Genomic DNA, 25,555 nt, shown 5'->3' with positions numbered 1-25,555 from the left:
CTCGACGGCGGTGCGGACGACCTGGGCGCGCTCGGCGTCGGTGAGGGTCTGGTACTCGCCGAGGGAGCCGTTCGGGACGACGCCGTCGCAACCGTTGGCGACCAGCCAGGCGACGTGCTCGGCGTAGGCGTCGTGGTCGACGGAGAGGTCTTCGCGGAAGGGGAGGGTGGTGGCGACCATGATGCCGCGCCAGGGACGGTCGGTGTTCCAGGTGGTGGTCACGTCAACGACCTTTCTATGGTGTGTGACATTTTACAGAAGGGGAAAGAAGAAGAGGGGTCCACACGGGTCTCCCGTCGGCCCGGGGTGCACTTCGAAGGGAGCTCCCGCCCGCCCGGAGGGCCGGGGCCCGCGGCGGCCGGTGCGCAAGCGCGGCGCGGAGGACCGCCCGCGGGACCCTACGCACTCGGGCGACTCGGCGCGGGCGCCGGACAGCGCAGGCCGGAAGGCGCCTTCGCCACACGCCTAGGACGCTTCGGGAGAGGCGGCCTCCCGATCGGCCGCCCCGTCGAGCGCGGCAAGCGTCGAGAGTCGGACCGGCGCGGCGAGCGGGCGTCGTTCCACGGGCGGTTCGCCGTCCCGCGCCGCGAGGCAGGCGACGGCCGTGCCGCACATCCGCCCCTGACACCACCCCATGCCGGCCCGGGTGAGGAGCTTGACGGTCCGCGCGTCCCCCGCGCCGAGTTCGGCGACCGCCTCCCGGACGCGCCCCGCGGAGACTTCCTCACAACGGCACACGTCCGTGCCGTCGGTGAGCCAGTCGGTCCAGCCGGGGCCGGGGGCGTGTGCCGCGGCCATCAGGTCGGCGAAGGTGCGCATCCGGTCCCGACGGCGGCGGAGTTCCGCGATCCGACCCCCGCCCGAGCGGCGACCGAGGAGCCGCGCGACGATGGCACGTCCCGCCAACTCACCCTCTGTGCGGGCGAGTTCTGCGCCACCCACCCCTCCCGTCTCGCCGGCCGCCCACAGTCCGGACACCGAGGACTCCTGGAGGTCGTCCAGTACGAGCCCCCGCGTTCCGTCGGGCAGCGGCCGGGTGGCACAGCCGACGGTCGTGGCCAGCTCGGTCTGGGGCACGAGACCGTGGCCGACGGCCAGGGCGTCGCACGCGATCCGGCGCCCGGTTCCGGGCACGGGACGCCAGTCGGCGTCCAGGCGGGTGACGGTGACGCCCTCCACCCGGCCGGCGCCGTGCACTTCGGTGACGGCACTGCGCAGCCGGACTCCCACCCGGTGACGGAGCAGCGCAGCACCGTGCAGCAGGGCCTCGGCCGCCTTGCCCGGGTTACTCAGCAGCACCCGGGGGTTGCGGGCGTAACGCAGATAGCCGGCGGCCTCGACCACGGCCGGCACCTGCGCTCCCGCCGCGGCGAGCGAGGAGGCGACGGCGAGCAACAGCGGACCGCTGCCCGCCACGACGACCCGGTGGCCCGGGAGGACGAGTCCGGACTTGAGCATGGCCTGCGCCCCTCCGGCACCCACGACCCCCGGCAGGGTCCAACCGGGGAAGGGAAGTTGACGCTCGTACGCGCCGGTGGCGAGGAGCAGTGCGCGCGCCCGGACCCGAACAGGCCGCTCGCCGTTCCCGTCGGTGCCGGTGACCGCGTGCACCGTCCAACTTCCGTCCGGTTCACGGACCGTGGACCACACGTGATGGCCGGCCAAATGGACGGCGTCGCTCCCGTGGAGGCGCCGCCGGAGGTCGGAGTAGGCGGACCAGTCGTGGTGCAGCGCCTCCGGGCGCACCGCCCCCAGTGCGGGTGCGGGGTGACGGTAGAACTGTCCGCCGGTCTGGGCGGACGTGTCCAGGAGGGCGACGGAGAGGCCGAGTTCGGAGGCGGTGACGGCCCCGGCGAGTCCGGCGGGCCCGGCACCCACGACCGCGAGGTCGTACTCCTGGTGCTGCGCACCGGGTTCAGACGGCAAGACGGTCACGGCCGTGCCCCTCCTGTGTGGTGATCGTGTCGCCGGGACTGGCCGGGACCAGGCAGGCGCGCCGGTTGGGTTCGCCGTTGACGGTGGCGAGGCAGTCATAGCACTGCCCGATGCCACAGAAAGCGCCGCGCGGCCGGCCACCGTCCCGGGTGGTGCGCCAGGCCAGGATGCCGGCGCCCCAGAGGGCTGCGGCGACGGTCTGCCCCGGCAGGGCGGTGACGCGACGGCCGTCGAAGGTGATCTCGAACGGCGGATCGGGCTGTGCGCCGACGAGTTCGGCGGGGGTGCGGGCCACGGGCCCTCCTCTCGGGACGGTGACGATGACGTTGGCGTGCGGAGCCGGTTCAGCCCGCCCGCTCGGCAAACCGTTCCGGCCGGAACGGATGGATGTCGAGGGGTGGCTGGGCGCCGGTCAAGCACGCCGCGACGATCCGTCCGGTCACCGGGGCGAGTCCGACGCCCGCCCCTTCGTGACCACAGGCGTGCAGGAGGCCGGGGGCGCGCGGATCGGGTCCGATCGCGGGCAGGTGGTCCGGCAGGTAGGGGCGGAAGCCGAGGTACGTGCGGATGACCCGCACGGCGCCGAGGGCCGGGAACAGGGCGGTGGCCCCGAGGGCGAGGCGGCGCAGGACCTCGGTGGAGAGGGTGCGGTCGAAGCCGACCCGCTCCCGGCTCGCGCCGATCAGGACCGGACCCGCCGGAGTGCCCTCGACGACCGCCGAGGTCTGGAGCGCGGCGGAGCCGCTGGCCACGTCCGACACGTAGTCCGCGGCGTACACCTTGTGCCGGACGACGCGCGGCAGCGGCTCGGTGACGAGGACGAAACCCCTGCGGGGCATGACGGGGAGCCGTACGCCCGCGAGTTCGGCGATCGCGCCGCCCCAGGTGCCGGCGGCGTTGACCACGTACGGGGCGTGGATCTCACCGGCCGAGGTCCGCACGCCGCGCACCCGTCCCGATGAGTCGGTGAGCAGGGCGGTGACCTCTTCGCCCAACCTCAGCCGGATCCGCTCGCGCTCTGCGCGCAGCAGACGGGCGGCGGCGTGGGCGGGCATCACCTGGGCATCCTGCGGGTAGTGGATGCCGCCCGCCAGGCCGGGGGCGAGGTGGGGCTCCAGGTCGTGGAGCCGGTCCGCCGGGACTTCCCGGGTGGTGACGCCCGCCTTCTCCTGGCGCGCCGCGAAGTCCCGCAGCGCGCGCATCCCGGGCTCGTCCGAGGCGACCACGAGGCCGCCCTTGCCCTCGTACTCGATCTGCGGCGGGAGCCGTTCGGCGAGTTCGCGCCACAAGGCGGTGGCGATCTGGGCGAGTTCGAGCTCGGGCCCCGGCTCCTTGTCGGAGACCAGGAGGTTTCCCTCACCCGCTCCCGTCGTGCCGCCGGCGACGGAACCCCGGTCGACGACGGTGACGGAGAGCCCGACTCGGGCGGCGTAATGGGCGCAGGCCGCGCCGACCACGCCGGCGCCGACGACGATGACATCGGTGGTGTTTCTCGTGGGCACGTCAGTAATATTTCACATTGCACTCACGTTGCCAAGACCTCTCGCACCCCTCCTTCGGCGAGCATCACAGCGCAACTTCCGAGGTCCCGCCACCCTCCGGACACGGATGAGTAACGGAGCTCCCCACGCCTTGTCAGTACAATTTCACATTACTATGTTACCGGTCACATTCCAGCCGACGCCGGCTGTCCGACTGCTGCACCCCGGAGTGACCACTCATGAACAAGCGCACCCACACCCTGGCCATCGCCCTGGTGACGACCCTCGCCCTCGGCGCGACGGGCTGTTCCGACGGACAGAAGACCGCCGGGAACCCCGAGCAGAAGAACCCGGCCACCTCCACCAACGGCACGGTCGTCGGCGGCACCCCCCAGAAGGGCGGCACCCTGACCGTCCTGTCCAACCAGGACTTCAGCCACCTCGATCCGGCCCGCAACTGGGTGATGGGAGACATGGACTTCGGCACCCGGCTGCTCTACCGCACCCTGCTCACGTACAAGGCGGAGCCGGGCGCGAAGGGCGGGGAGCTGATGCCCGACCTCGCCGAGGACCTCGGCACCTCCTCCAACGGGGCCAAGACCTGGACCTTCCGCCTCAAGCCGGGCCTGAAGTACGAGGACGGATCGCCCGTCACCGCCCAGGACGTCAAGTACAACGTGGAGCGGTCCTTCTCCCCCGACCTGCCCGGCGGCCCCGACTACGCGGCCCGCTACCTCGTCGGCGCCGAGGGGTACCAGGGGCCGGCGAAGGGCAAGCACCTCGACTCCGTGAAGACGCCCGACGACCGCACGATCGTCTTCGAACTCCGCAAGCCGTTCGCCGAGTTCCCCTACGCGACCGTGCTCCCCACCTTCGCTCCCGTCCCCGAGTCCCAGGACAAGGGGCCCCAGTACGACAACCGGCCCTTCTCCTCCGGTCCGTACAAGATCGAATCGTACGCCCGCGACAAGAAGCTCGTCCTCGTCCGCAACACCCACTGGGACCCGAAGAGCGACGCCGTGCGCAAGGCGTACCCCGACCGGATCGTCGTCGTCATGGGCCTCAAGGCCAATCAGATCGACGACCGGCTCATCTCGTCCAGCGGCACCGACGCCTCCTCCGTCGCCTGGACCAAGCTCCGCCCCGAATCGACCCCCAAGGTCCTCACCAAGCCCGAGGTGAAGGCGCGGCTCCTCGCCGAGTCCACCAGCTGCACCGAAATGGTGCAGATGCACACCGGACGCGCCCCCTTCGACGACGTCCGGGTCCGCAAGGCCGTGCAGTACGCCCTGGACCGCGAAGCCGTCCTCACCGCCTCCGGCGGCCCCGCGCTCAACGACCCGGCGACCGCGCTCATGCCGGGCTCCCTCTTCGGCGGCAAGCAGCCCGACACCCTCGGGATCCCGCTCACCGGTGACGTGGAGAAGGCCAAGCAGCTCCTGAAGGAAGCGGGCAAGGCCGACGGCTTCTCGACCAGCATCACCGTCTCCAACGGCGACAAGTCGGTCGGCGAGGCCATCCAGCAGTCCCTGGGGCGGGCCGGGATCAAGGTCACCATCGAGACCGTCGACCCCTCCGCCTTCTACGACACCATCGGCGACACCAAGAACCGCACGGACCTCGTCTACAGCGGCTGGTGCCCCGACTTCCCCTCCGGCTCGACCTTCCTCCCCTTCGTCTTCGACGGCCGCTACATCAAGGAGAAGGGCAATTCCGGCAACCACTCCCTCTTCCGCGACGAGGAGACCATGCAGCGGATGGACGCCATCGCCGCGATGACCGACGGCTCCCAGGCGAACAAGGCCTGGCAGGAACTGGACGGGGAGATCCTCGCGAAGGCCCCGACCATGCCCGTCGTGATCGAGCGCCAGCCCCTGCTGCTCGGCACCAACATCGCCGGCGCCTTCGGCCACACCTCCTTCGGCGGTCAGATCGACTACGCCACGGTCGGCCTCAAGGACCCGACGAAGAGCCAGGGCTGAGGCCGACGGACCGAAGGAAGCCCACACCCCATGACCACCACCTCGACCTCCCCTCCCACCCGGGCGGGGAGCGGTCCCTGGCAACTCGTCCGAACCGAGCTGCGCCGCCGCACATCCGTGAAGCTCTCGCTCGCCGTGGTCGCCCTCTTCGTGTTGATGACCGTCGCCGCCCCGCTGATCAGCTCACTGGGTGGCTGGGGACCGGAGGAGTTCGACAAGAGTGCCGTCGACCCCTATCTGGGCGGCCAACCCATCGGAGCGCTCGGCGGCGTCTCGGCGGAGCACTGGCTCGGCGTCGAACCCGTCACCGGCCGCGACCTGTTCGCCCGGGTCGTGCACGGCGCCCAGGTCTCCCTCCTCATCGCCTTCGCGGCGACGGCGATCGTGGTCGCCGTCGGCACGGCGGCCGGCATCGCCGCCGGCTACTTCGGCGGTCGCACCGACACCGTGCTCTCCCGGCTGATGGACCTCACCATGTCCTTCCCCTCCCTCATCTTCATGATCGCGATGATGTCGGTGGCCCGGGACGTCAACCGCATCGTGCTCATGACCGCCGTCATCGGCCTCTTCGGCTGGCCCGGCATCGCCCGGGTCGTCCGCGGTCAGACCCTGTCCCTCAAGCACCGCGAGTACGTCGACGCCGCCCGGGTCGGCGGTTCGGGGCCCTGGCGGATCCTCGCCCGTGACGTCCTCCCGGGTGTCGCCGGGCCGGTCATCGCGTACACGACGCTGATCGTCCCGGGGATGATCGCGACCGAAGCCGCCCTGAGCTACCTGGGCGTCGGCGTTCGCCCACCCACCCCTTCCTGGGGCCAGATGATCGCCGAGAGCGTCTCCTACTACGACACGGACCCCATGTACTTCGCCGTCCCGAGCCTCTGTCTCTTCCTCACCGTGCTCGCGTTCACCCTCCTCGGGGACGCGCTGCGGGACGTCCTCGACCCGCGGGGGAGCCGCAGGTGATCCTCTACCTCGGGCGCCGGCTCCTCGGCGTGCTCGGCGTCCTCCTCGCCGTCGCCGCCGTCACCTTCACCATCTTCTACGTCCTTCCCTCCGACCCCGCCGCCGCGGCCTGCGGCAAGGCCTGCAGCACCGAACGCCTGGAGGCGATCCGCGCCCACATGGGCCTGGACGCGCCGCTGTGGCGGCAGTTCACCGACTTCGTCACCGGCATCTTCACCGGCCGCACGATGGGCAGCGGCCAGTACGCCCTGCACTGTGACTTCCCGTGCCTGGGCTACTCGTACGAGAACAGCGAGGGCGTGTGGGACCTGCTCGTCGACCGGCTCCCGGTCTCCGCTTCCCTCGCCGTCGGAGCCGCCGCGATCTGGCTGCTACTCGGACTCTCCGCGGGCGTCACGGCCGCACTGCACAAGGACACGCTCACCGACCGGGCCCTGATGGTCGGCGCGGTGGCCGCCGCCTCGTTGCCCGTCTACTTCACCTCGGTGCTGCTGATCTACGGACTGATCCGGGTCACCGGGCTCCTGCCCTACCCGCAGTACGTGCCCTTCGGTGACGATCCCGTCTCCTGGGCCACCAACCTGCTGCTCCCCTGGCTGGCGCTCGCCGTCCTCTACGCGGCCATGTACGCGCGTCAGAGCCGCAGTTCGATGATCGAGTCCATGGCGGAGCCGTACATCCGGACCGCGCGGGCCAAGGGACTGCCGCGCCGCACGGTGGTCGTCAAGCACGGACTCCGTGCGGGCATGACGCCGATCCTGACCATCTTCGGCATGGACCTCGGCGGTCTGCTCGCCGGCGCCGTCATCACGGAGTCCATCTTCGGGCTCCCGGGCATCGGACGTCTCTTCTACGGCGCCCTGTCCAGCGGCGACCAGCCCGTCATCCTCGGGGTCACCCTGCTCGCCGCCACCTTCATCGTCGTCGCCAACCTGGTCGTCGACCTGCTGTACGCCGTCGTCGACCCGCGAGTGAGGTACTGATGGCCGCATCCTCCCCCCTCTTGTCGGTACGGGACCTGACGGTCACCTTCCCCACCAAGCGCGGCCCCGTCCGAGCGGTCGACTCGCTCTCCTTCGACGTGCACCGGGGGCGCACCCTCGGGATCGTCGGCGAGTCCGGCTCCGGGAAGTCGGTGACCTCCCTCGCCGTGATGGGACTGCACACCGGCGCCGAGGTCACCGGTTCCGTCACCCTGGACGGACGCGAACTGCTCGACCTCCCCGAGCCGGAGCTCAACCGGCTGCGCGGCCGGCGGATGGCCATGATCTTCCAGGACCCGCTGTCGAGCCTCCATCCGTACTACACCGTCGGGGAGCAGATCGCCGAGCACCACCGGGTCCACTTCGGTTCCCGTCGCGCAGCCGCCCGCACACGGGCCGTGGAGGCGCTCGGCGAAGTCGGCATCCCGGAGCCGCAGCGCCGCGCCGGTGAGTATCCGCACCAGTTCTCCGGCGGGATGCGACAACGCGTGATGATCGCGATGGCGCTCGCCTGCGAGCCGGACCTGCTGATCGCCGACGAGCCGACGACCGCCCTGGACGTCACCGTCCAGGCCCAGATCCTGGAGCTCCTCGCCCGCCTCCAGGAGGAGCGGGGGCTCGCGATCGTGATGATCACGCACGACCTGGGGGTGGTGGCCCGGGTGGCCCACGACGTCCTGGTGATGTACGGCGGCCGGGCCGCCGAACACGCTCCCGTGGACTCGCTCTTCGCGACGCCCGCCCACCCCTACACCCGGGGGCTGCTCGACTCACTGCCCCGGCTCGACGACCACGACGACGCACCGCTGCGGGCGATCCCCGGCAGCCCGCCGTCGCTCCTCGACCCCGCACCGGGCTGTGCGTTCGCTCCCCGCTGTCCCCGGGCCTCGGCCGGTTCTCCGGAGGAGCGGATCCGCTGCACGGACGAGCGCCCGCTGCTCGGCGGCCCGGACGGGCATCCGGTCGCCTGCCACTTCCCCGCGTACGAAGGCGTTCCCTCATGACCACGACCACCACGCCGCCACTGCTGAGCGTGCGCGACCTCACCATGACCTTCCCGGGGCGTCGGGCCCGCTCGTCTCCCGTACGGGCCGTCGACGGCGTGTCCTTCGACGTGGTCGCGGGCGAGACCCTGGGCCTGGTCGGCGAGTCCGGCTGTGGCAAGTCCACGACCGGACGCATGATCGTTCGACTCCTCGAACCCACGGCCGGATCCGTCTCGTACGACGGGCGCGACATCAGCCATCTGTCCCAGCGGGAGCTGAAGCCGCTCCGCCGCGATCTGCAGATGGTCTTCCAGGACCCCCACTCCTCCCTCAACCCCCGTCAGACCGTGGCCAGGATCATCTCCGATCCCCTGCTCGTCCAAGGGGCATCGGCCGCCGAGGCCCGGCGGCGGGCCTCGGAGCTGATGGACCTGGTCGGGCTGATCCCGGAGCACATCGACCGCTACCCGCACGAGTTCTCGGGCGGCCAGGCCCAACGCATCGGAATCGCCCGCTCGCTGGCCACCGGTCCCCGCCTGGTCGTCGCGGACGAGCCCGTCTCCGCGCTCGACGTCTCCGTCCAGGCCCAGATCGTGAACCTGATGGAAGGACTGCAGCGGGAGCTCGGGCTCGCCTACCTCTTCATCGCGCACGACCTCTCGGTGGTGAAGCGGGTCTGCGACCGGGTCGCCGTGATGTACCTCGGCCGGATCGTGGAGATCGGCGTCAAGGAACGGGTGTACACGGCGCCGGCGCACCCCTACACGCGGGCGCTGCTCTCCGCCGTGCCGTTGCCCGACCCGGCGGCCGAGCGGGCCCGGGAGAGGATCACGCTGCTGGGCGACCCCCCGAGCCCTGCCGCCCCGCCCCCCGGGTGCACCTTCCACCCGCGGTGCCCCAAGGCCCGGGAGATCTGCCGCACCGAGGCCCCGCTGCTGCGGGTCGTCGCCGCCGGGGAGGCCCGCGAGGCGGCCTGCCACTTCCCCGAGGGCTCCTGACCACACGTCGATGCCCCGGCCCCCCGGAACTCACCGCGCGGGACCGGGGCATCGGCACGTGCTCAGCCGGAGCGGACCGCCGTGTACAGGGCCGTGGCGACGGCGAGGTCCTCCCAGGCCATGCCGACGCTCTTGAAGAAGCGCGGCCGGACGGTCGACGGGGTGCGGCGGCCGTGCACCAGATCGGCGAGGGTCCCCGTGACGTGGTCCGCTCCGATCGCGCCCTCGGCCATCGGGACGAGCAGGTCACCGGCCTCGCGGAGGGCGGCGGTCCGGGCCTCCACGTACACCTCGGCGCGGGTCACCAAGGCGGTGTCGGTCTCGCGGGCCGATGCCTCGTGCGAGCCGACCGCGACGACGGCGGCACCGGAAGCGATCAGGGTGCCGTCGAAGAGGGGGGTGCGGGCCGTGGTGCAACACACGACCAGGTCGGCCGCGGCGACCTCGTCGGGCGTACCGGTGCGGGAGGGCACGTCGAGGCTCCGCGCATAGCCGGCGAGGGCGCGCGCGGCGACCGGATTGCGGCCGACGACGACGGTTTCGGCGACCTCGCGCACGGCCCGGACGGCCTCCAGGTGGCCGTACGCCTGGGGTCCGGTACCGAAGAGCACCAGGCGCAGCGGCCGTCCGCCCGGTGTCAGGTGGCGCACGGCGAGCGCGGAGACCGCCGGGGTGCGCAGTTCGGTCAGTGCGGCGCCGTCGAGGAGGGCGAGGGGCTGGAGCGTGGTGCCGTCGAGGAGCAGGTACGAGCCGGTGATGCGGGGCAGGCCGACGGCCGGGTTGCCGGGGGCCACCCCGGCGATCTTCACTCCGGCATGGGCGCCGAAGGCCGCCGGCATGAGGAGGAGTTCCCCGGCCGGGACGGGTACGGCGCTGCGGGACGGGGCGGCCTCGGGGTCGAACCCGGCGCGCAGGGCGTCGGCAAGGACGTCGACGGCCGCCGCCGGGGACAGCAGGCGGCTCATGGTCGGGGCGTCGATCCGGAGCAGATCGGTCGGGCCGGTCACAGGAGGAATCCCGTTCCGAGGTCGTCGTGCGGATCCAGGACGAAGCTGTGGGTGCCGGTGCGGTGGGTGGCGCCGGTGACCTCGGTGATGCCTCCGGCCAACAGCCGACCGGTGAACTCGGTGTCGGCGACCGACTCGTGGGTGAGGGTGTCTCCGGGGCCGAGGCGCCCGTCCTCGCCGAGCAGGGCGAGCCGGGCGGAAGTGCCGGAACCGCAGGGCGAGCGGTCGATCTGTCCGTCGGCGAAGACGGTGACGTTGCGCTGGCGCGGGCCGGCGGCCGTGTCGGGAAGCTCCTCGTACAGGATGACGCCGTAGACGTCGTGCTCCGGGAAGGCAGCGCGGACCTCTCGTCCGACCCGGACGAGGGCCGGCAGGGAGGTCCGGGTGGTGTCCAGGCCCAGGGCGCGGGCGGGGAGGGAGGCGTAGCAGGCGCCGGAATCGGCCAGGTCGACCTCGACGGTGCCGAGGGACGTGGTCGTGGGGAGCTTGCGGGCGAGGACGCGGGTCGGAACGTTGCGGAAGGTGACCCCGGTGGTGCGCCCGGCGGCCCGGTGGACGGTGGCGGTGACCCGGCCCGAGGGGACGTCGATGCGCACGGGGACGTCACCGTCGTCGGGCGCCGCCACGCGTCCGGTGTCGACGGCCCAGGCGCCGAGCGCCATCGTGCCGTGGCCGCAGGCGGTGGAGTAGCCGTCCTTGTGCCAGAACAGGACGCCGAAGTGGGCTCCGTCGTCGTCGGGCGGCACGACGAACCCGCCGTACATGCCGGAGTGACCGCGCGGTTCCTGGACCAGGAGGCGGCGCAGCCGGTCGAGGGGGTCGAGACGGGGCGCGAGGGCGCGGCGCTCCGCCACGGTGTCGCCGGGGACCGCGGGCAGGCCCCGGTCGACAATCCTGAAGGGCTCGCCTGCGGTGTGGTAGTCGGTGGTGCGGACGGGGTGCGGGGTGGTGCTCACGACGTACGGCCTCCGGGCGGAGAGTGACGGGCATGCGGGTGCCGGGCCGGTCCCTCCCCCGTGGAGGGACCGACCCGGCGGGCGGGACGGTCAGCTGCGGAGGGGGCCCTCGCAGCGGTAGCTCGACGTGCCCGCGACCTTGGTGGACCAGATGTCGATGGGTCCGAAGCTGCAGTTCATGTCGGCGAGGTTGTTCGAGGCGGCGCCGGCCCGGTCGAGGATGAAGTAGTCGACGGTCTCGGACATGTCCTTGAAGTTCTGGTCCTCACTGGCCCAGTCGGACAGGTTGGCGGTGATCCGGCCGGTGCAGATGAAGCGGCGCTTGCCGGGGTCGCCGTTCTCCACGCAGTCGGGGGTGTTGTAGGTGGCGGTGGCGAAGGAGGACTTCACGGACGCGAGCGCCGAGTCCCGGAGCTGTCCGTTGGGGGTGTAGGTGGTGTCGGGCACGTACAGCTGGTCGACCTTGGCGATCTGTGCGTCGAGGAAGCGGTCGTAGGCGCGCTGGACGTCGGTGTCGGAGCCGAGCCGGTCGCGCCACGCGTCGTACCCGGCCACGTCGTCGGCCCGCAGGTGGGTGTACATCTCGCGGAGCAGGGAGGGCCTCTCGGTCCACAGGAACTCGAAGAAGGTGCCGGCGTAGCTGTAGAAGCGGAACCCGTCGCCGTCGTAGGTGGCGTTGAGGATCTGACGGACGTTCATGCGGGGGCCGCCGCCGGCGGTGTCGTTGATGATGCTCTTGACGAGGGACTTCCGGACGGCGATGCCGTCGTCGCGGGTGGCCCCGTCGAAGAACTCGGCGGTGCCCTCGTCCATGGCGGTGGTGCGGTCGCCCTGGTACCAGGGGCCCTCGCCGAAGAAGCCGGGGACGGCGAAGCGGCCGTTCAGGTAGTGGGTGTACTCGTGGCGGAAGAGTTCTTCGAGGGTGAGGGAGGAGTCCTGCGGGACGCGCCGCTGGTAGGTGTAGAAGGTGGCGCCGCGCTCGATGTAGATGCCGCCGTTGTTGGTTCCCATGCCGGTGAGGACGGGGTGGTAGTTCTCGTAGTCCGCGCGGGAGGCGTAGAGCACGATGTTCAGGGTGGTGTTGTCGTCCCCGGCGAGCGGCTGGTCGGTGCCGAGGACGCGGTGGTACTGCGCCTTGACCTGCTTGCTCGCGTAGTAAAGCTGGTCGACGGTGGCCCGGTCGAGCGCGGTGCGGACCTTGATGGCCCCGTTGTCGTAGGTGTAGGTGTACGGGAAGAGCTGCTTCTCGATGTCCTCCTTGCACACGCCGTACGGCTCGCAGGCCTCGTAGTGGTTGAGCCACGAGACGACCTTCGCCCACTGCTCGCTGCCCTGCCCGAAGGAGGCGACGGCGGTGTCGAGCATGCCGCCGAGGTCCGCGACGACGCCGTCCCGGAGGCCGTCGACCTGGCCGAAGCGGCCGTATTCGCTGATCGCGTCGCGGGCGACCCAGCTGTTGGCGGTGCCCTTCAGGTGGCCGTACCCGGCGAAGGCCTTGAAGGTCGCGCGGTACGCCGGGTCGGCGGCGACCGCCGTGTGGAAGGCGGCGTCCTGGTTGCCGGGGTAGATGCCGAGGTAGTTGACCGAGAGCCCGGCGAGCGCGGCGCCCGCCCAGGCCGGGTCGAGGTGGGTGGTGGTGTGGGACGGGTCCATGGTGGCCAGGACCTTCTCGATCAAGCCGAGTTGGTGCTGGCGCAGTCCGGGGGCGCTCGCCGCGTAGAGCGCTTCGCGCAGGGTGTTCGCGTTGCTCTTCGTGACGTCGAAGGTGCGGGCGGCGGCACCGAAGTCGGCGACGGCCCGGCGGACCGCGTCCACCGTGGGGGCGTCGGTGGTGTCGATCTCGTCGCGTGAGAAGTCGTGGTACGCAACGGCGTGCAGATAGGTGAACATCTCCTCCAGGTGGGAGGAGTTCCGCCCGTCGTGCGAGGCGGCCAGGCTCGATATGCGGCGGGCGACGGCCTGCACGTGGGCGTCCGACATGACCGGCGCGAGCCGGGCGTCCCAGGTCCAGATCAGGCCGGACAGGCAGCCGTCGGCGGTGACGGCCGGGTCCGCGAGGAAGTCGGCGAACCGTTCGGGGGCGAGGCTGGTGATGCCGTCGAGCGTGCAGGGAACACCGGTGCTGGTGGCGGTGACCGCGAGGGTGCGGGCGGCGGTGCGGGCCGGGGCCCGACCGGGGACGCGGCCCGTGGCGAGCCCGCCCGGCGCGGGAGCGGATCCGAAGGTGGCGCGCGGGGCGGAGGCGCGGTGTTCGACCTCGTCGAAGGGGTTCGCACCCGGCTTCGCCTGCGGGGCCGGCGCACCGGGCGCTGCGGCGGGGGCCGTGACCGGCGCGGTCCGGGCGTCCGCACCCGCTGCGGAAGCGCCCGCCTGTCCGGCGGAGGACACGAGGGTGACGGCGATGGCGGAGGAGAGCAGGGACGAGCGCACACGTCTGTTGAGGGACAACGGAACTCCTGCTGATGGGGGGTGGGTGTGGGGATGGGTGGGCGAACTGGTCGGGTTCGCACGGCGTATGACGGGCGTTCATCAAGCCGTGTGCGGTGTAACATAGTAATGTGAAATTGCACTGACAAGCCCCTGAGCGCCCTCAGTTCCCGTGACCCACCGGCAGGCACCGCAGCGCCCCCCTTGCGCGCACGACGGGGCCCCGGCAGTCCGCCCTGGCCCCGTCCCTCGTGGCTACGGGGTGACGCGTGGGGAAGCCGGGACGCCCCCGTCTCGGGATCGGCATCCCGCTGCGGCGAGCAGGGCTTCCCTGTCGACGAGCTTGACGCGGGGGCGCCCTTGGAGAACGCCCTCGGCGCGCTCGGCGGCGTCGATCGCCCGCCAACCCTCGAGGTCGACCCCGCGCGTGGGAGCGTCGTGCGTCGCGCCCCCGTCGACGGGGGCCGCGAGCAGTCCGGCTTCGAAGTCGTCGAGCAGCGCGGACACGCTCTCCTGGGCGCAGGACTTGTTGGTGCCGATGAACCCCGAGGCACCGCGCTTGATCCAGCCCGCCACGTACACGCCCGGCTCCACCCGCCCCCGCTCGTGGGGCACGGTGCCGGTGGTCCCGTCGAACGGGAGTCCCGGCACGGGGCGTGCCCGGTAGCCGATCGCCCGCAGGACGAGCGAGGCCTCGATCGTCTCGGTCGCCCCCGCGTTCTCCGTGGTCCGGGGGGTGCCGCCGTCGGGGTCGGACGCCTCCCGCGCCGATCCGCCGTACGGGGGTGTGCTCCGCTCCACGACCACTCCCGCCACCCGGTCGCCGCCGACGATCCGAACCGGGCGCGTCCGGAAGCGCAGGACGATGCGGCGCCGCCCCGGCACCGGGGTTCGGGCGGCGAGTCGGGCGAGCACCTCGGTCTTGGGGCTGGCGTCCGCCGGAACGTCCGCCGGCCACTCCTCGACCAGGACGTCCACCCCGTCGAGGGAGGCGAGCGCGAGCAGTTCCGGAAGGGTGAACGCGGCCTCGGCAGGCCCGCGGCGTCCGAGGAGGACGACCTCGCGGATGCGGCTCGTGCGGAGCGCGGCCAGCGCCGGGTCGGAGACGTCGGTACGGGCCAGGGACTCGGGGTCGGCGGTCAACACGCGCGCCACGTCCAGGGCCACGTTGCCGTTGCCGATGACGACCGCCCGCTCGCCGTCCAGGGCGTAGCGAGCGCCGCTGTGGTCGGGGTGGCCGTTGTACCAGGCCACGAAGTCGGTGGCGGAGGCGCTGCCGGGCAGCCCTTCGCCGTCGATGCCGAGCGGGCGGTCCGTGGCGGCACCCACGGCGTAGAGCACGGCGTGGTGGGTGCGGACCAGATCGGCATGCTGGAGGTCCCGCCCGACCTCCGTGTCGAGTCGGTACGAGAAGCCGGGCTGGCCCTCGACGGCCCGGAAGAGCCGGGCGACCTGCTTGGTGTCCTGGTGATCGGGCGCGACCCCCGCCCGCGCCAACCCGTGGGGCGTGGGCAGCCGGTCGTAGACGGTGACGGTCACCCCGGGGTGCCGGAGCAGTTCATCGGCGGCGAACAGTCCGGCCGGCCCCGCACCGACGACGGCGACCCGCAACTCGGATCCCGAGAGGCGGCGTGGGGCGGGGACGAAGGCCATCGGGGTGCGGTCCCCGTGCGGATGGGCTTCGTAGTAGGCGCGGTTGAGGTCGAGGAAGGGAAGCTCCGCTTCGGTGAGTCGGGTGTGCGGTTTGAGCGCGCCCACCGGACAGGCCGTCGTGCAGGCGCCGCAGTCGACGCAGGTGCGCGGATCGACGTACAGCATCTCGGTCTTCCCGAAGCCCGGTTCACCGGGGGCGGGATGGATGCAGTTGACCGGACAGGCCAGCACGCAGGAGGCGTCGGCGCAGCACGAGCGGGTGACGACGTAGGTCATGGTTCTCCGTTCACGGGACCGGCGGGACGGCGCTCGTCAGGCGGCGTACGGGGCGGGTTCGCCGCGGTGGCGCGACGGGCGGCCGTCGATGCGCAGCACCTTCCACACCTGCCGGGAGGTCTTGTTCATCAGGCCGATGTCCTCGGCGAGCATCCGCACGTCGGAGAAGAGGTCGCGCAGCATCTTCCGGCCGTCGGGGGACTTCCAGAAGATGTCCTTGATGACCCAGTGGGGCACCCCGATCGTCTCGGCGGTCTTCCGGTCGGGCACCATGATGACGTCCCCGAGCACCCGCATGATGACCGGGAAGGCCACGGACAGCGCCCCCCTGCGCACCCTGCCGTAGCCCGGGACCTTGACGCGCAGGAACTCGTGGGCGAAGGAGATGTGGCGGGCCTCTTCGGCGACGTGGATCTGCATCATCCGGCGCATCAACGGATGGACGTCCCCGCCACCGCGCAGGATCGCCTTCTGGAGGTGGTCGACGGGCTCCTCGCCGGCGAGGACGCCGGTGAAGAACGACTCGGGAAGCAGCGAGCCCGCGAGCGGCAGAAAACGGCTGAGGACGCGGAAGGAGCGGCGCCCCCCGGGCACGTCGGCGCCCGCGCGGTTCACGAACTCCTGGAACATCTGGGTGTGGTGGCACTCCTCGGTGACCTCGTGGGTGAGGTAGCGGAACTCGGGGTTCTGGTTGCCGAGGGCGAAGAGGTAGTCCATCACCCCGCGGATGAGGACGTTCTCGAACTGCATGCCGACCTTGACGATGTTGGCGTACCGCCACAGCCCGATCCTGGTGCGCACCTCCAACGGCTGTTCCCGGTACCAGGGGTGACCGCCGAGCGGGTCGGCGGCGGGGAGCACCCAGCGGGCGTCGGCAGGGTCGATCGCGAAGTCGGGGTGGTCCCAGTCGATGTCGGTGAAAGCGTCGAAGTGGATGCGCACCGAGGCCTCGGACAGGGTCCGGAGCCTCTCGTGATAGTCCTGCACGCTGGTCATCTTCGTCCTCGGTTTCTCGCGGTCGGTTGTCCGGGCGGACGACCGGAGCGGCTTCAGACAGCCGCGGTCCGGTCTTGTGGGGGCGCGGACCGCCCGTGGGGGGCCGCGCGGTCGAAGCGGAGCGCGGGATCCGCGACCGGGGAGCGCCGCAGGGCGCGACGGTCGCGGTAGTAGTTGTTCCGGATGCGCCACGGGTCACGGGTGCCCTGGCGCGGCATGATGGCGTCGCCCCGCGCGATGTAACCGGACGTCAGGGACTCGCCCATGACGGAGATCTGGGAGCGGTCGGCCTCGGTCGCGACGGGGGTGACGGCGGTGAGGCCGTGCCGGTCCATGTGGTCGATGAGCCGACTGACGTAGGCGGCGGCGAGATCGGCCTTGAGCGTCCAGGAGGCGTTGGTGTAGCCGATGATCATCACCAGATTGGGAACGCCGTCCAGCATCACGCCCTTGTAGAGGAGGCGGTCGCGGGTGACGACGGGGGTTCCGTCGACGGTGAGTTCCATGCCGCCGGCGAGCTGCATGCGCAGGCCCGTCGCGGTGACCACGATGTCGGCCGGGATCTCTTCGCCGGACCCGACCGTGACGCCGGTCTCGGTGAACGTCTCGATGTGGTCGGTGACCACGGAGGCCTTCCCGTTCCTGAGGGTCGTGAAGAGGTCGCCGCCGGGCACCACGCACAGTCGCTGGTCCCAGGGCTTGTACGACGGGGTGAAGTGGCGCATGTCGACATCGCCGCCGAGCCGCGCCCGGACCGCGCCGAGCAGCACCTTGCGCATCAGGCGGGGGGCCTTGCGGCACAGGGCGTACAGGCCGCGCTGCATCGCGATGTTGCGGGCGCGTCCGAGGCGGTGGACGACCCCGGCCGGAACGCGCAGCTTGCGCAGGAGCACCGAGAGGGGGTCGTCCGCGGGGAGCGCCATGACGTACGTGGGAGACCGCTGGAGCATGGTCACGTGCGCGGCTTCGGGAGCCATCGCGGGAACGAGGGTGATGGCGGTGGCACCGCTGCCGATGACCACCACGCGCTTGCCGGTGTGGTCGAGGTCCCGGGGCCAGTGCTGCGGGTGGACGAGGGTGCCCCGGAAGCGCTCCTCGCCGGGGAACTGCGGTCGGTGGCCGCCGTCGTAGTCGTAGTAGCCGGTGGCTCCGACGAGGAACCGGGCCGTGAGGACGTGGGTCTCACCAGTGGCTTCGTCGAGGGTCTCCACGGTCCAGCGGCCCTCGTCACCGGACCAGTCGGCCCGCACGGCCCGGCGGCCGAAGCGGATGTGGTCGGTGACGCCGTGCTCCTCCGCGGTCTCCCGGATGTAGCGGCGGATGTCCGTGCCGTCGGCGAGGACCTTGGTGCCGTGCCAGGCACGGAAGCCGTAGCCGAAGGTGTACATGTCCGAGTCGGAGCGGATGCCGGGGTAGCGGAACAGGTCCCAGGTGCCGCCGATTCCGGAGCGCCGCTCGATGATCTCGTACGTGGTCCCGGGGTTTCCGGCGAGCAGGTGACAGGCGACGCTGATCCCGGACAGCCCCGCTCCGATGATCAGCACGTCGACGTGCCGGTTCTCCATGTCCATCCCCTCTACGGCCGGTCGTGGCGGTGCGCATTGTCCCCCGGGGTCAATGCCGGGATCGGAATTTACCTGTATCACCGCGTCCAAGATACCGACGGTAACGTGACCTGCACCACCCCTGCGACGCCACCTCCTCCCCTACGCGGGTACGATCCACGCCGTGGCCGAGGACAAAGACGCACCAGAGGACCGGCGCCCCGACGGTCGCGACACGCGCTGGACCGGTCACCGCGCCGAACGTCGCGACCAGGTGCTCACCGCGGCCCTCTCCGTCATCGGCCGCGAGGGCACCACCGTCAGCGTGGCCGCGATCGGCGCCGAAGCCGGGATGCCGCGCTCCGTCGTCTACCGGATCTTCCGCAGCCGTGAGGACCTCGACGAGCAGATCCGCGCGCGCATCACCGCCGACCTGATGGCCTCGTTGTCCCCCGCCCTCGACCCGAAGGGCACAGTCGGGGAAGCGATCGAACACGCCGCTGCCACCTACGTCGGTTGGGTGGCGCAACACCCGCACCTCCACCAGTTCCTCGCCACCGGCTCACACGCGGCAGCGGGGACCCGCACCGCCATCGCCCTCCACCTGGCAGGGGTCCTGGACGCCTACGGCCGGCAGTTGCTCGGCGGCGGACGCCCCCCTGCGGGCTTCACCCGCAACCTGGCCTTCGGCATGGTCGGCCTGGTCGACGGGGTGGTGAACCAGTGGGCGGCGCACCCCGAGTCACGGAGCTCCCTCGACGAACTGACCCGTTTCCTGAGCGACGCCCTGTGGGGCGTGCTCTCGGGTGCCACCCCACGCATCGGAATCTCACTCGACGCGGACCAACCGGTCGGGCCGGCCGTCGCGGAGCCGTTCCCGGCCCGGTGAGTGCGTGCGCCGCGTCCATGGAGGCCTCTCCCGTTCGACGACCGGTGGGCGCGGCAGGCCCGGGGGCGCGCGTCGTGCTCACCGCCCCCTTGGCGCACCGCCGGTGGGCACTTACCATGCCGAGGTTGGTGATCACCGCTGCTCCACCCGAGCACGGCGGCAGTACGGGGGAAGGCCCAGTGAACCGATACAACCTGCCCGTGGGGCCCGCGGCCGCCCGCGGCCCCCGCTACCTCTTCCGCGACCCCTCCGGGCCCGCCCTGGTCGCCACGAGCCTGATCGCCACCTTGGGCCTCGTGGACGCCGCCATCGTCCTGACCGGTCCCGACGCACCCTGGCACGAGGATTGGGGGGCCACCCTCGGAGGCCTCCAGATCGCGAGCTGGATCTCGTTCCTGTTCTGGTTCCACCGCTGTCGCTGCAACGCCGAAGTACTCGCACCCGGCACCCACAAGTACGCCCCGGGCTTCGCCCTCGGCGCGTGGATCATTCCGCTCGCCATGTGGTGGGTGCCGCGTCGCATCGCCCTTGACGTCCGGCGCGCCGGCGGCGAGCCCCGCGACACCTGGTTGATCAACGCCTGGTGGTTCGTCTGGCTCTGCGACGGACCCGTTTCGGCCGCGGTCCACATCCTGGTGCTCCACCACGCCGAGTACGACAACCCGGTGGACCGCGGCATCGGGGCCTTGTGTTCGATCCTGGCGATCGCGGTCATCCGCCGCATCACCTCCGGTCAGCCCGCAGGTCCCCTCCCCTATCTGAACATGACCTGAGCCGGCCCCCTACGGAGCCCCGCCCCCGACGTGCACCCCCCGTGAAGGGCCACGCGGAAGGGCCGTCAGGGCCCGGCCACGCGCCCGTAGGACGCCGTGTCCCTGCACTGCGGGCATGGTGCAGTGAGCTGCCCGGGGCACGGTCCGGGGCACCCGGAACACCGCGTACGCTCGACCCGGACGACCGCGGAACGCACACGGGTGGGGAACGGAACATGGCTGAGGCTCCCGGACACGGCGAGGGGGCCGCTGATGACGCGACGCGGACGGCGACCGTACGCCTGTTCATCGCGCTCGCCCCGCCCGACGACGCGAAGGCCGAACTCGCGCAGGAACTGGGCCCCGCGTACGAGGCGCATCCCCGCATGCGGTGGAACCGGATCGAGGACTGGCACATCACCCTGGCGTTTCTCGGCGAACTTCCGGTCGAGACCGTTCCGCTCCTCCAGCCGCCACTGGCACGGATCGCGGCGGCCCGGGGCCCGGTGGAGTTGGAACTGCGGGGTGGCGGGCACTTCGACGCCCGGGTGCTGTGGAGCGGGATCGCCGGTGACCTCGACGGACTGCACGAGCTCGCCGGCACGGTCCGGGCCGCCGTCAAGGACTGCGGCATTCCCTTCGAGGACAGGCCGCTGCGCCCCCATCTGACGCTCGCCAGGGCCCGCCGCGACGATCCGGACTCCGTGGTCACGGCGGCTGCCGAGCTCGCCGGCTTCACCGGCCGCCGGTGGTCGGCCGAGCGCCTCCACCTCGTCGGCAGCAATTACGGCCGCGGTCCGGGTCCGATCCGTTACCGCGACATCGAGGCCTGGCCCTTCGCCCGGCATTAGCCGTGCGGCGCCCCTCACGAGTACGCCCCCAAGGGTCGGGGCGAACAATTGCGTGGCCGGTTCGGGCCGTCTTGCACGATCATGACCACATGGATGATCAACCCACGCGCTGGAGCCGAGCGACCCTGTACCCCGACATGTGGGCCGACCCGGGTGAAGACCCGCGCGAGAACGGGGACGACCGTCCGGAGGGCGAGCTCGCGACGCTGCTGGACTTCCTCTCGGGATACCGCATGACCCTGCGGATGAAGTGCGAGGGCCTGACCCCGGAGCAGTTGGCCCGACGGTCCGTCCCCCCGTCGACGATGTCGCTGCTCGGTCTGATCCGGCACCTCGCCGAGGTGGAACGGGACTGGATCACCTGGATCACCGGCGAACCGCTGCCGAAGGTGTACGGCGAGCGCGACGCGGACTTCCACGGAGCAGTGGCCGACCGGGCCGTGGTCGACGCCTCGTACGCCGACCTGGAGCGCGAGCAGGCCGCTGCCGACGCGGCCCTCGCCCGCCATCCGGACCTGAGCGGGCGGCTCCCCAAGGACGGGATCGCGGTGCGGGAACTGATGGTGCACAGGATCGAGGAGTACGCCCGTCACTGCGGACACGCCGATCTGCTGCGCGAATGCGTCGACGGGAGGGTCGGTCAGTAGCGGGACCTGCGGTACCACCGCCGACCGGGGTCCGTCCCGACCCGCCGGCCGAGAAGCACGCCTCGGCACCTCCTCGCCTTCCACCCACCGGGGGGCGTTCGTACCGGGGGCGTTCGTACCGAGGGGCGTTCGCACCGCATGCGGCCGACAGCCCGTGGCCTCGCACGCGATCCGCACGAGCAACGGGCCGGGAGCGCTCACCGGCCGGCCGTCGCCGGTCAGCACCACCGGGGAGGACGCGGACCGCACGGCCTTCCGGCTCGTCGGTCCGTGCCCAGAGCCGTCGGGGTCCGGAGCCGCTGCGCTCGCTCCGGCTATACGTCGCGCCCGTGCAGCAGCAGGCCGCCGACCAACAGTGCGGCCGCGGCCCACCCCGCGAGCACGCCCAGACCGCTCCACGGACCGATGGGCAACTCTTCGAGACGGACGGTGGCTTGGACTGCGAGTCCGGCTGCCATGGGCGAGACCTGCTGGAGGTGGCGCTGCCACTCCGGATCGTTGACCACCTGGATGACGACCGGGAAGAGGTAGAGCAACCCGAGCACGATCCCGATGGCGGTCGCCGCTTCCCGCACCGCCGTCGCCACGCCGAGGCCGATCAGAACGAGGTAGACGACCGAGCCCACGGCCGCGCGCAGGGTCGGGCCGTCCCCCAAGGACAGCGGCGCATAGCCGTGGGCCTCGGTGAATCCGTTGGCGGGCAGGAGGTGACGGCCGAGGAGCAGGGAACACAGAACGGCAGCCGCCCCGGAGACCAGGACCACCGCGGTGAGGACCGTTGCCTTGGCGCTGAGGACGGCGAGACGGTTCGGCACCGCCATGAGCGTGGTGCGGATCGTCCCGGTGCCGTACTCACCGCTGATGGCCAGCACCGCGAAGACGGCGATGACCGCCTGGGCGGCGGCGCCGCCGGCCGCGGTCAGCACGACGGCGCAGAGGAGCAACCCGCCCGTTTCCCCTGCGGTGCGCAGCTTCGTCCATTCGGCGCGCAGGGCGCCGCCGAAGTGCCCCCACCACACACCGTGCGCCGTTTCCGTGCGCGGTGTACCGCCCCGGAGGATCATGCGTCCCTCCCGCGCAGCCGCACCACGGCCAGGCCGAAGGCGAGCACGGCGTATCCACACGGCACGGCGAGGCCGACCCACGGTGCCAACGGGTAGTAGCCGGTCGACGGCTCGTACACGCTGAGCACCTGCGCGTACCGGGGCAGGGTCTGCTGGACGGCGAAGCCCGCAGCGGGGGTCACCCGCAGCAACTCAACTTTGAAGACCCGAGTTGCCGACACTGCCCACCTGCGGGTTCGTGATCACGGGTCCGAGTGTCGGCAGACGGTTGTTTGCCGACACTCTTGAAGGTGCTGGCATGTGAAGGTCTGCGCGGCCAGGCTGTGAGGAGACACCTTTGAGGAAGGCGGGACAGATCCGTGGCGATCACGACCTTCGGCACGACGATCCGGCCGCCGGTGCGACTACAAGAGGCCGTGATCGTCCGTGGCACGGATCGTGTAGAGGAAGGCCGACCTCTGTGAGCGATGCGGACCGGCACGTACCGCCCGCGGTGGAGCTGGCACAGGCGCCGTTGCCCGCCGTGTTCGCCGCGTTGGATGCCTCCGCGCGCGGGCTGAGCAGCGGGCAGGCGCACGAGCGGCTAGAGCGGGTGGGGCCGAACGAGATCGTCGAAGAACGCCGTAGTGCGCTGTTGGTCTTCTTGGGGTACTTCTGGGGGCCGATCGCGTGGATGATCGAGATCGCCCTGGTGCTGTCGCTGCTGGTGCGGCATTGGACCGACGCGGTGATCATCGGTGTGCTGCTGGCGATGAACGGCGGGGTGGCATTCGCTGAAGAACACCAGGCGGCAGGCGCGATTGCTGCGCTCAAGCAGCGGTTGGCGACCACAGCCCGGGTACTGCGGGACACGGTGTGGACCACCGTGCCCGTGCGGGAGCTGGTGCCCGGTGATGTGGTGCGGGTGCGGCTGGGGGACGTGGTGCCCGCGGACGCCCGTCTGCTTGGCGAGGCTCGGATGGAGATGGACCAGTCGGCACTGACCGGCGAGTCGCTGCCGGTCAGCCGGGGCGCCGGGGACGTGCTGTATTCGGGGGCGGTGGTGGTGCGCGGCGAGGCCGACGCGGTGGTGTATGCCACCGGGGCGGCCAGCTTCTTCGGCCGCACCACCGCACTGGTGCAGGCAGCGGGGACGGTCAGCCATTTCCAGCGCGCGGTGATCAAGATCGGCCAGTACCTGATCGTCGCTGCGCTCGCTTTGGTGACGTTGACGGTGGCGGTGTCGGTGGCGCGCGGCAACCCGGTGCTGACCGTGCTGGAGTTCGCGCTCGTCGTCCTCATCGCCTCGGTGCCGGTGGCACTGCCTGCGGTGCTGTCGGTGACCATGGCAGTCGGCGCCCGCCAGCTTGCTCGCCGTCAGGCCGTTGTCTCTCACCTGCCCGCGGTGGAAGAACTGGGCGGTATCGACGTGCTGTGCTCGGACAAGACCGGCACTCTCACCCAGAACCGGCTCGCGGTGGCGACCCCATGGACCGCGCCGCGCGTCGACCGGTCCGACATGCTCGGCGCGGCGGTGCTGGCCTCCCGGGCGGAGGACCGCGACCCGATCGACCTAGCCGTCCTGGCCGCTGCCCCCCAAGGGGTGCCGAGCGGCGAGGAGGTGGTGGAGTTCGTCCCGTTCGACCCCGTCACCAAGCGCACCGAGGTCACCGTAGCCGTGCAGGGTGGCGGGCGGTTCCAGGTCAGCAAAGGGGCACCGCAGGTGATTGCCTCCCTGTGCGCCGGTGATCCCGCCGTGCAGGAGGTGGGTGCGGTAGTCGAGGAGTTCGCCTCCCGCGGCTACCGCTCGCTGGGAGTGGCACGCACCAACGCCTCGGGCGCTTGGCGGCTGCTGGGCATTCTGCCGCTGGCCGACCCGCCCCGGGATGATTCGGCCGCCACCGTCGCCGCGGCCCGCGCGCTGGGGCTTCAGGTGAAGATGGTCACTGGTGACCAGGTCGCGATCGGCCGAGAGATCGCCCGCCGGATCGGGCTCGGCGAGCGCATCCAGGCAGCCGACAAGCTCGGTGCCTCCGCACCGCAGGAGGAGCCGGACCAGCAGTCGGCGTCGGCGGCATGTGTGGAGTCCGTAGACGGGTTCGCGCAGGTCTTCCCCGAGCACAAATACCAGATCGTGAAACTGCTGCAGGCCGGTGGCCACATCGTGGGCATGACGGGTGACGGCGTCAACGACGCGCCAGCGCTGAAGCAGGCTGACGCCGGGATCGCGGTGGCCGGCGCCGCCGATGCCGCCCGCGCCGCGGCCGACGTGGTCCTGCTCGCCCCGGGCCTATCTGTCATCGTCGACGCCATTCGCCAGGCGCGGGAGATCTTCGCCCGCATGGTCAGCTACGCCACCTATCGGATCGCCGAGACCATCCGGGTCCTGCTGTTGATCGCTCTGGCGATCACTGCGGTGAACTTCTTCCCCGTCACCCCGGTGATGATCGTGTTCCTGGCGCTGCTCAACGACGGGGCGATCCTGTCCATCGCCTACGACCACGTGCGCGGCGCGGACAAGCCTGCGGCCTGGGACATGCGCACCGTGTTAACGATCGCCACCGCGATCGGCCTGATGGGCGTGGCCGAGACCTTCCTGCTCTTCGCCCTCGCCGACACCGTCTTCAGCCTCGACCGGGACCTGATCCGCACCCTGATCTACCTGAAGCTGTCCGTCTCCGGCCATCTGACGATCTTCGTCACACGCACCCGCGGCCCGTTCTGGACGCGCCCCGCGCCGGCCCCGATCCTGCTCGGCGCGGTGATCGGAACCCAGCTCATCGCCACCTGCATCGCCGTCTACGGCACCCTGATGACCCCGCTCGGCTGGGGCTGGGCCGCCGCCGTCTGGGGATACGCGCTGATCTGGTTCCTGGTCGAGGACCGCGTCAAAGTTGCCGCACACCGCTGGCTCGACCACCACCCCCACCACGCCTCGGCCCCCGCACCGCAGCAGCCATGAAACCGCCCCGCAGACAGGTCATGCCACCAGTCTCGGGTGGCCCACTGAGGATTTCTCAGCGAAATTATCTTCGCGAAGCTGGGTGAACCACTCGATTCGGGATGGATCGAGCGGCTGGGTCCCGGGCGCGGACAGGCGTGAAGCCCCTGGTAGGACAGGTCTCTCTCACAAGATCGTCCGTTGAACCAGAGGCTTCACGTTGGTCACCTATGTTGCCACGCTCG

The 25,555-nt window shown here is 71.4% G+C and carries 22 protein-coding genes; 10 read left to right on the top strand and 12 right to left on the bottom strand.

What is annotated here, in order from left to right; all coding sequences use genetic code 11:
* The 4 genes from ACFW2Y_RS22490 to ACFW2Y_RS22475 form a co-directional block, all read right to left on the bottom strand.
* The coding region (locus tag ACFW2Y_RS22490; RefSeq protein ID WP_384882018.1) for a dihydrodipicolinate synthase family protein at positions 1–180 on the bottom strand (180 nt) is incomplete at its 3' end.
* A 285-nt stretch (positions 181–465) separates the two neighbouring features.
* Entirely contained in the window at positions 466–1,935 is a 1,470-nt protein-coding gene (locus ACFW2Y_RS22485; protein ID WP_384882015.1) for an NAD(P)/FAD-dependent oxidoreductase, read from the bottom strand.
* Complete coding sequence (locus ACFW2Y_RS22480; RefSeq protein ID WP_384882012.1) at positions 1,916–2,230, bottom strand: (2Fe-2S)-binding protein; 315 nt, start codon at positions 2,228–2,230, stop codon at positions 1,916–1,918. The genes ACFW2Y_RS22485 and ACFW2Y_RS22480 overlap by 20 nt, the downstream gene beginning before the upstream one ends.
* A gap of 49 nt (positions 2,231–2,279) precedes the next feature.
* Positions 2,280–3,437, bottom strand: a complete 1,158-nt coding sequence (locus ACFW2Y_RS22475) for an NAD(P)/FAD-dependent oxidoreductase (RefSeq protein WP_384882009.1) — start codon at positions 3,435–3,437, stop codon at positions 2,280–2,282.
* A gap of 218 nt (positions 3,438–3,655) precedes the next feature.
* Here ACFW2Y_RS22475 and ACFW2Y_RS22470 point away from each other — a divergent pair, with 218 nt between their 5' ends.
* Genes ACFW2Y_RS22470 through ACFW2Y_RS22450 form a run of 5 tightly spaced genes read left to right on the top strand, consistent with a single transcriptional unit; the run spans position 3,656 to position 9,328 of the window.
* Complete coding sequence (locus ACFW2Y_RS22470) at positions 3,656–5,398, top strand: ABC transporter substrate-binding protein (RefSeq protein ID WP_384882006.1); 1,743 nt, start codon at positions 3,656–3,658, stop codon at positions 5,396–5,398.
* 30 nt (positions 5,399–5,428) lie between these two features.
* Complete coding sequence (locus ACFW2Y_RS22465) at positions 5,429–6,361, top strand: ABC transporter permease (protein WP_384882003.1); 933 nt, start codon at positions 5,429–5,431, stop codon at positions 6,359–6,361.
* A complete protein-coding gene (locus ACFW2Y_RS22460) occupies positions 6,358–7,344 on the top strand; it encodes an ABC transporter permease (protein WP_384882000.1) in 987 nt (328 codons plus the stop codon). Before ACFW2Y_RS22465 ends, ACFW2Y_RS22460 begins: the two co-directional genes overlap by 4 nt.
* Positions 7,344–8,348 carry an ABC transporter ATP-binding protein gene (locus tag ACFW2Y_RS22455; protein ID WP_384881997.1) on the top strand — a complete coding sequence of 335 codons (1,005 nt, stop codon included), beginning with the start codon at positions 7,344–7,346 and terminating at the stop codon, positions 8,346–8,348. Before ACFW2Y_RS22460 ends, ACFW2Y_RS22455 begins: the two co-directional genes overlap by 1 nt.
* Positions 8,345–9,328, top strand: coding sequence for an ABC transporter ATP-binding protein (locus ACFW2Y_RS22450; RefSeq protein WP_384881994.1), 984 nt, complete (start codon positions 8,345–8,347; stop codon positions 9,326–9,328). Before ACFW2Y_RS22455 ends, ACFW2Y_RS22450 begins: the two co-directional genes overlap by 4 nt.
* A 62-nt stretch (positions 9,329–9,390) precedes the next feature.
* On the opposite strand, the gene ACFW2Y_RS22445 is transcribed toward ACFW2Y_RS22450, so the two are convergent.
* The 6 genes from ACFW2Y_RS22445 to ACFW2Y_RS22420 all read right to left on the bottom strand — a co-directional run bounded on the left by ACFW2Y_RS22445 (position 9,391) and on the right by ACFW2Y_RS22420 (position 18,208).
* Positions 9,391–10,335, bottom strand: coding sequence for an ornithine cyclodeaminase family protein (locus tag ACFW2Y_RS22445; protein WP_384881991.1), 945 nt, complete (start codon positions 10,333–10,335; stop codon positions 9,391–9,393).
* On the bottom strand, positions 10,332–11,291 hold the full coding sequence (locus tag ACFW2Y_RS22440) for a proline racemase family protein (RefSeq protein ID WP_384881988.1): 960 nt from the start codon (positions 11,289–11,291) through the stop codon (positions 10,332–10,334). The genes ACFW2Y_RS22445 and ACFW2Y_RS22440 overlap by 4 nt, the downstream gene beginning before the upstream one ends.
* Positions 11,292–11,381: 90 nt before the next feature.
* Positions 11,382–13,739, bottom strand: a complete 2,358-nt coding sequence (locus tag ACFW2Y_RS22435) for a collagenase (RefSeq protein WP_384881986.1) — start codon at positions 13,737–13,739, stop codon at positions 11,382–11,384.
* Positions 13,740–13,973: 234 nt separating this feature from the next.
* On the bottom strand, positions 13,974–15,647 hold the full coding sequence (locus tag ACFW2Y_RS22430; RefSeq protein WP_384881983.1) for an FAD-dependent oxidoreductase: 1,674 nt from the start codon (positions 15,645–15,647) through the stop codon (positions 13,974–13,976).
* Between the two features lie 36 nt (positions 15,648–15,683).
* A complete protein-coding gene (locus tag ACFW2Y_RS22425; protein ID WP_384881980.1) occupies positions 15,684–16,643 on the bottom strand; it encodes a diiron oxygenase in 960 nt (319 codons plus the stop codon).
* Positions 16,644–16,696: 53 nt separating this feature from the next.
* Positions 16,697–18,208: a flavin-containing monooxygenase gene (locus ACFW2Y_RS22420; protein WP_384881978.1), complete on the bottom strand. Its 1,512-nt coding sequence runs from the start codon at positions 18,206–18,208 to the stop codon at positions 16,697–16,699.
* 163 nt (positions 18,209–18,371) lie between these two features.
* Here ACFW2Y_RS22420 and ACFW2Y_RS22415 point away from each other — a divergent pair, with 163 nt between their 5' ends.
* From ACFW2Y_RS22415 to ACFW2Y_RS22400, 4 genes are all read left to right on the top strand, one after another.
* Entirely contained in the window at positions 18,372–19,076 is a 705-nt protein-coding gene (locus tag ACFW2Y_RS22415; protein WP_384881976.1) for a TetR/AcrR family transcriptional regulator, read from the top strand.
* Positions 19,077–19,255: 179 nt separating this feature from the next.
* A complete protein-coding gene (locus tag ACFW2Y_RS22410) occupies positions 19,256–19,849 on the top strand; it encodes a DUF4328 domain-containing protein (protein WP_384881973.1) in 594 nt (197 codons plus the stop codon).
* 215 nt (positions 19,850–20,064) lie between these two features.
* Complete coding sequence (gene thpR / locus ACFW2Y_RS22405) at positions 20,065–20,679, top strand: RNA 2',3'-cyclic phosphodiesterase (protein ID WP_384881970.1); 615 nt, start codon at positions 20,065–20,067, stop codon at positions 20,677–20,679.
* Between the two features lie 89 nt (positions 20,680–20,768).
* Positions 20,769–21,326 carry a DUF664 domain-containing protein gene (locus tag ACFW2Y_RS22400; protein ID WP_384881967.1) on the top strand — a complete coding sequence of 186 codons (558 nt, stop codon included), beginning with the start codon at positions 20,769–20,771 and terminating at the stop codon, positions 21,324–21,326.
* A gap of 314 nt (positions 21,327–21,640) precedes the next feature.
* Here the strand turns inward: ACFW2Y_RS22400 and ACFW2Y_RS22395 are convergent, their stop codons facing one another.
* Entirely contained in the window at positions 21,641–22,390 is a 750-nt protein-coding gene (locus ACFW2Y_RS22395) for an ABC transporter permease subunit (RefSeq protein WP_384881964.1), read from the bottom strand.
* On the bottom strand, positions 22,387–22,611 hold the full coding sequence (locus tag ACFW2Y_RS22390; RefSeq protein WP_384881961.1) for a hypothetical protein: 225 nt from the start codon (positions 22,609–22,611) through the stop codon (positions 22,387–22,389). The genes ACFW2Y_RS22395 and ACFW2Y_RS22390 overlap by 4 nt, the downstream gene beginning before the upstream one ends.
* 239 nt (positions 22,612–22,850) lie before the next feature.
* On the opposite strand from ACFW2Y_RS22390, the gene ACFW2Y_RS22385 reads away from it, so the two are divergent.
* Positions 22,851–25,331 carry a plasma-membrane proton-efflux P-type ATPase gene (locus ACFW2Y_RS22385; RefSeq protein ID WP_384881958.1) on the top strand — a complete coding sequence of 827 codons (2,481 nt, stop codon included), beginning with the start codon at positions 22,851–22,853 and terminating at the stop codon, positions 25,329–25,331.
* Positions 25,332–25,555: the final 224 nt, after the last annotated feature.

Source organism: Streptomyces sp. NPDC058877, assembly GCF_042742855.1.
Lineage (GTDB): Bacteria > Actinomycetota > Actinomycetes > Streptomycetales > Streptomycetaceae > Streptomyces.
The sequence above is the reverse complement of the archived record's forward strand: the minus strand, read 5'-3'. Positions and strand labels throughout refer to the sequence as shown.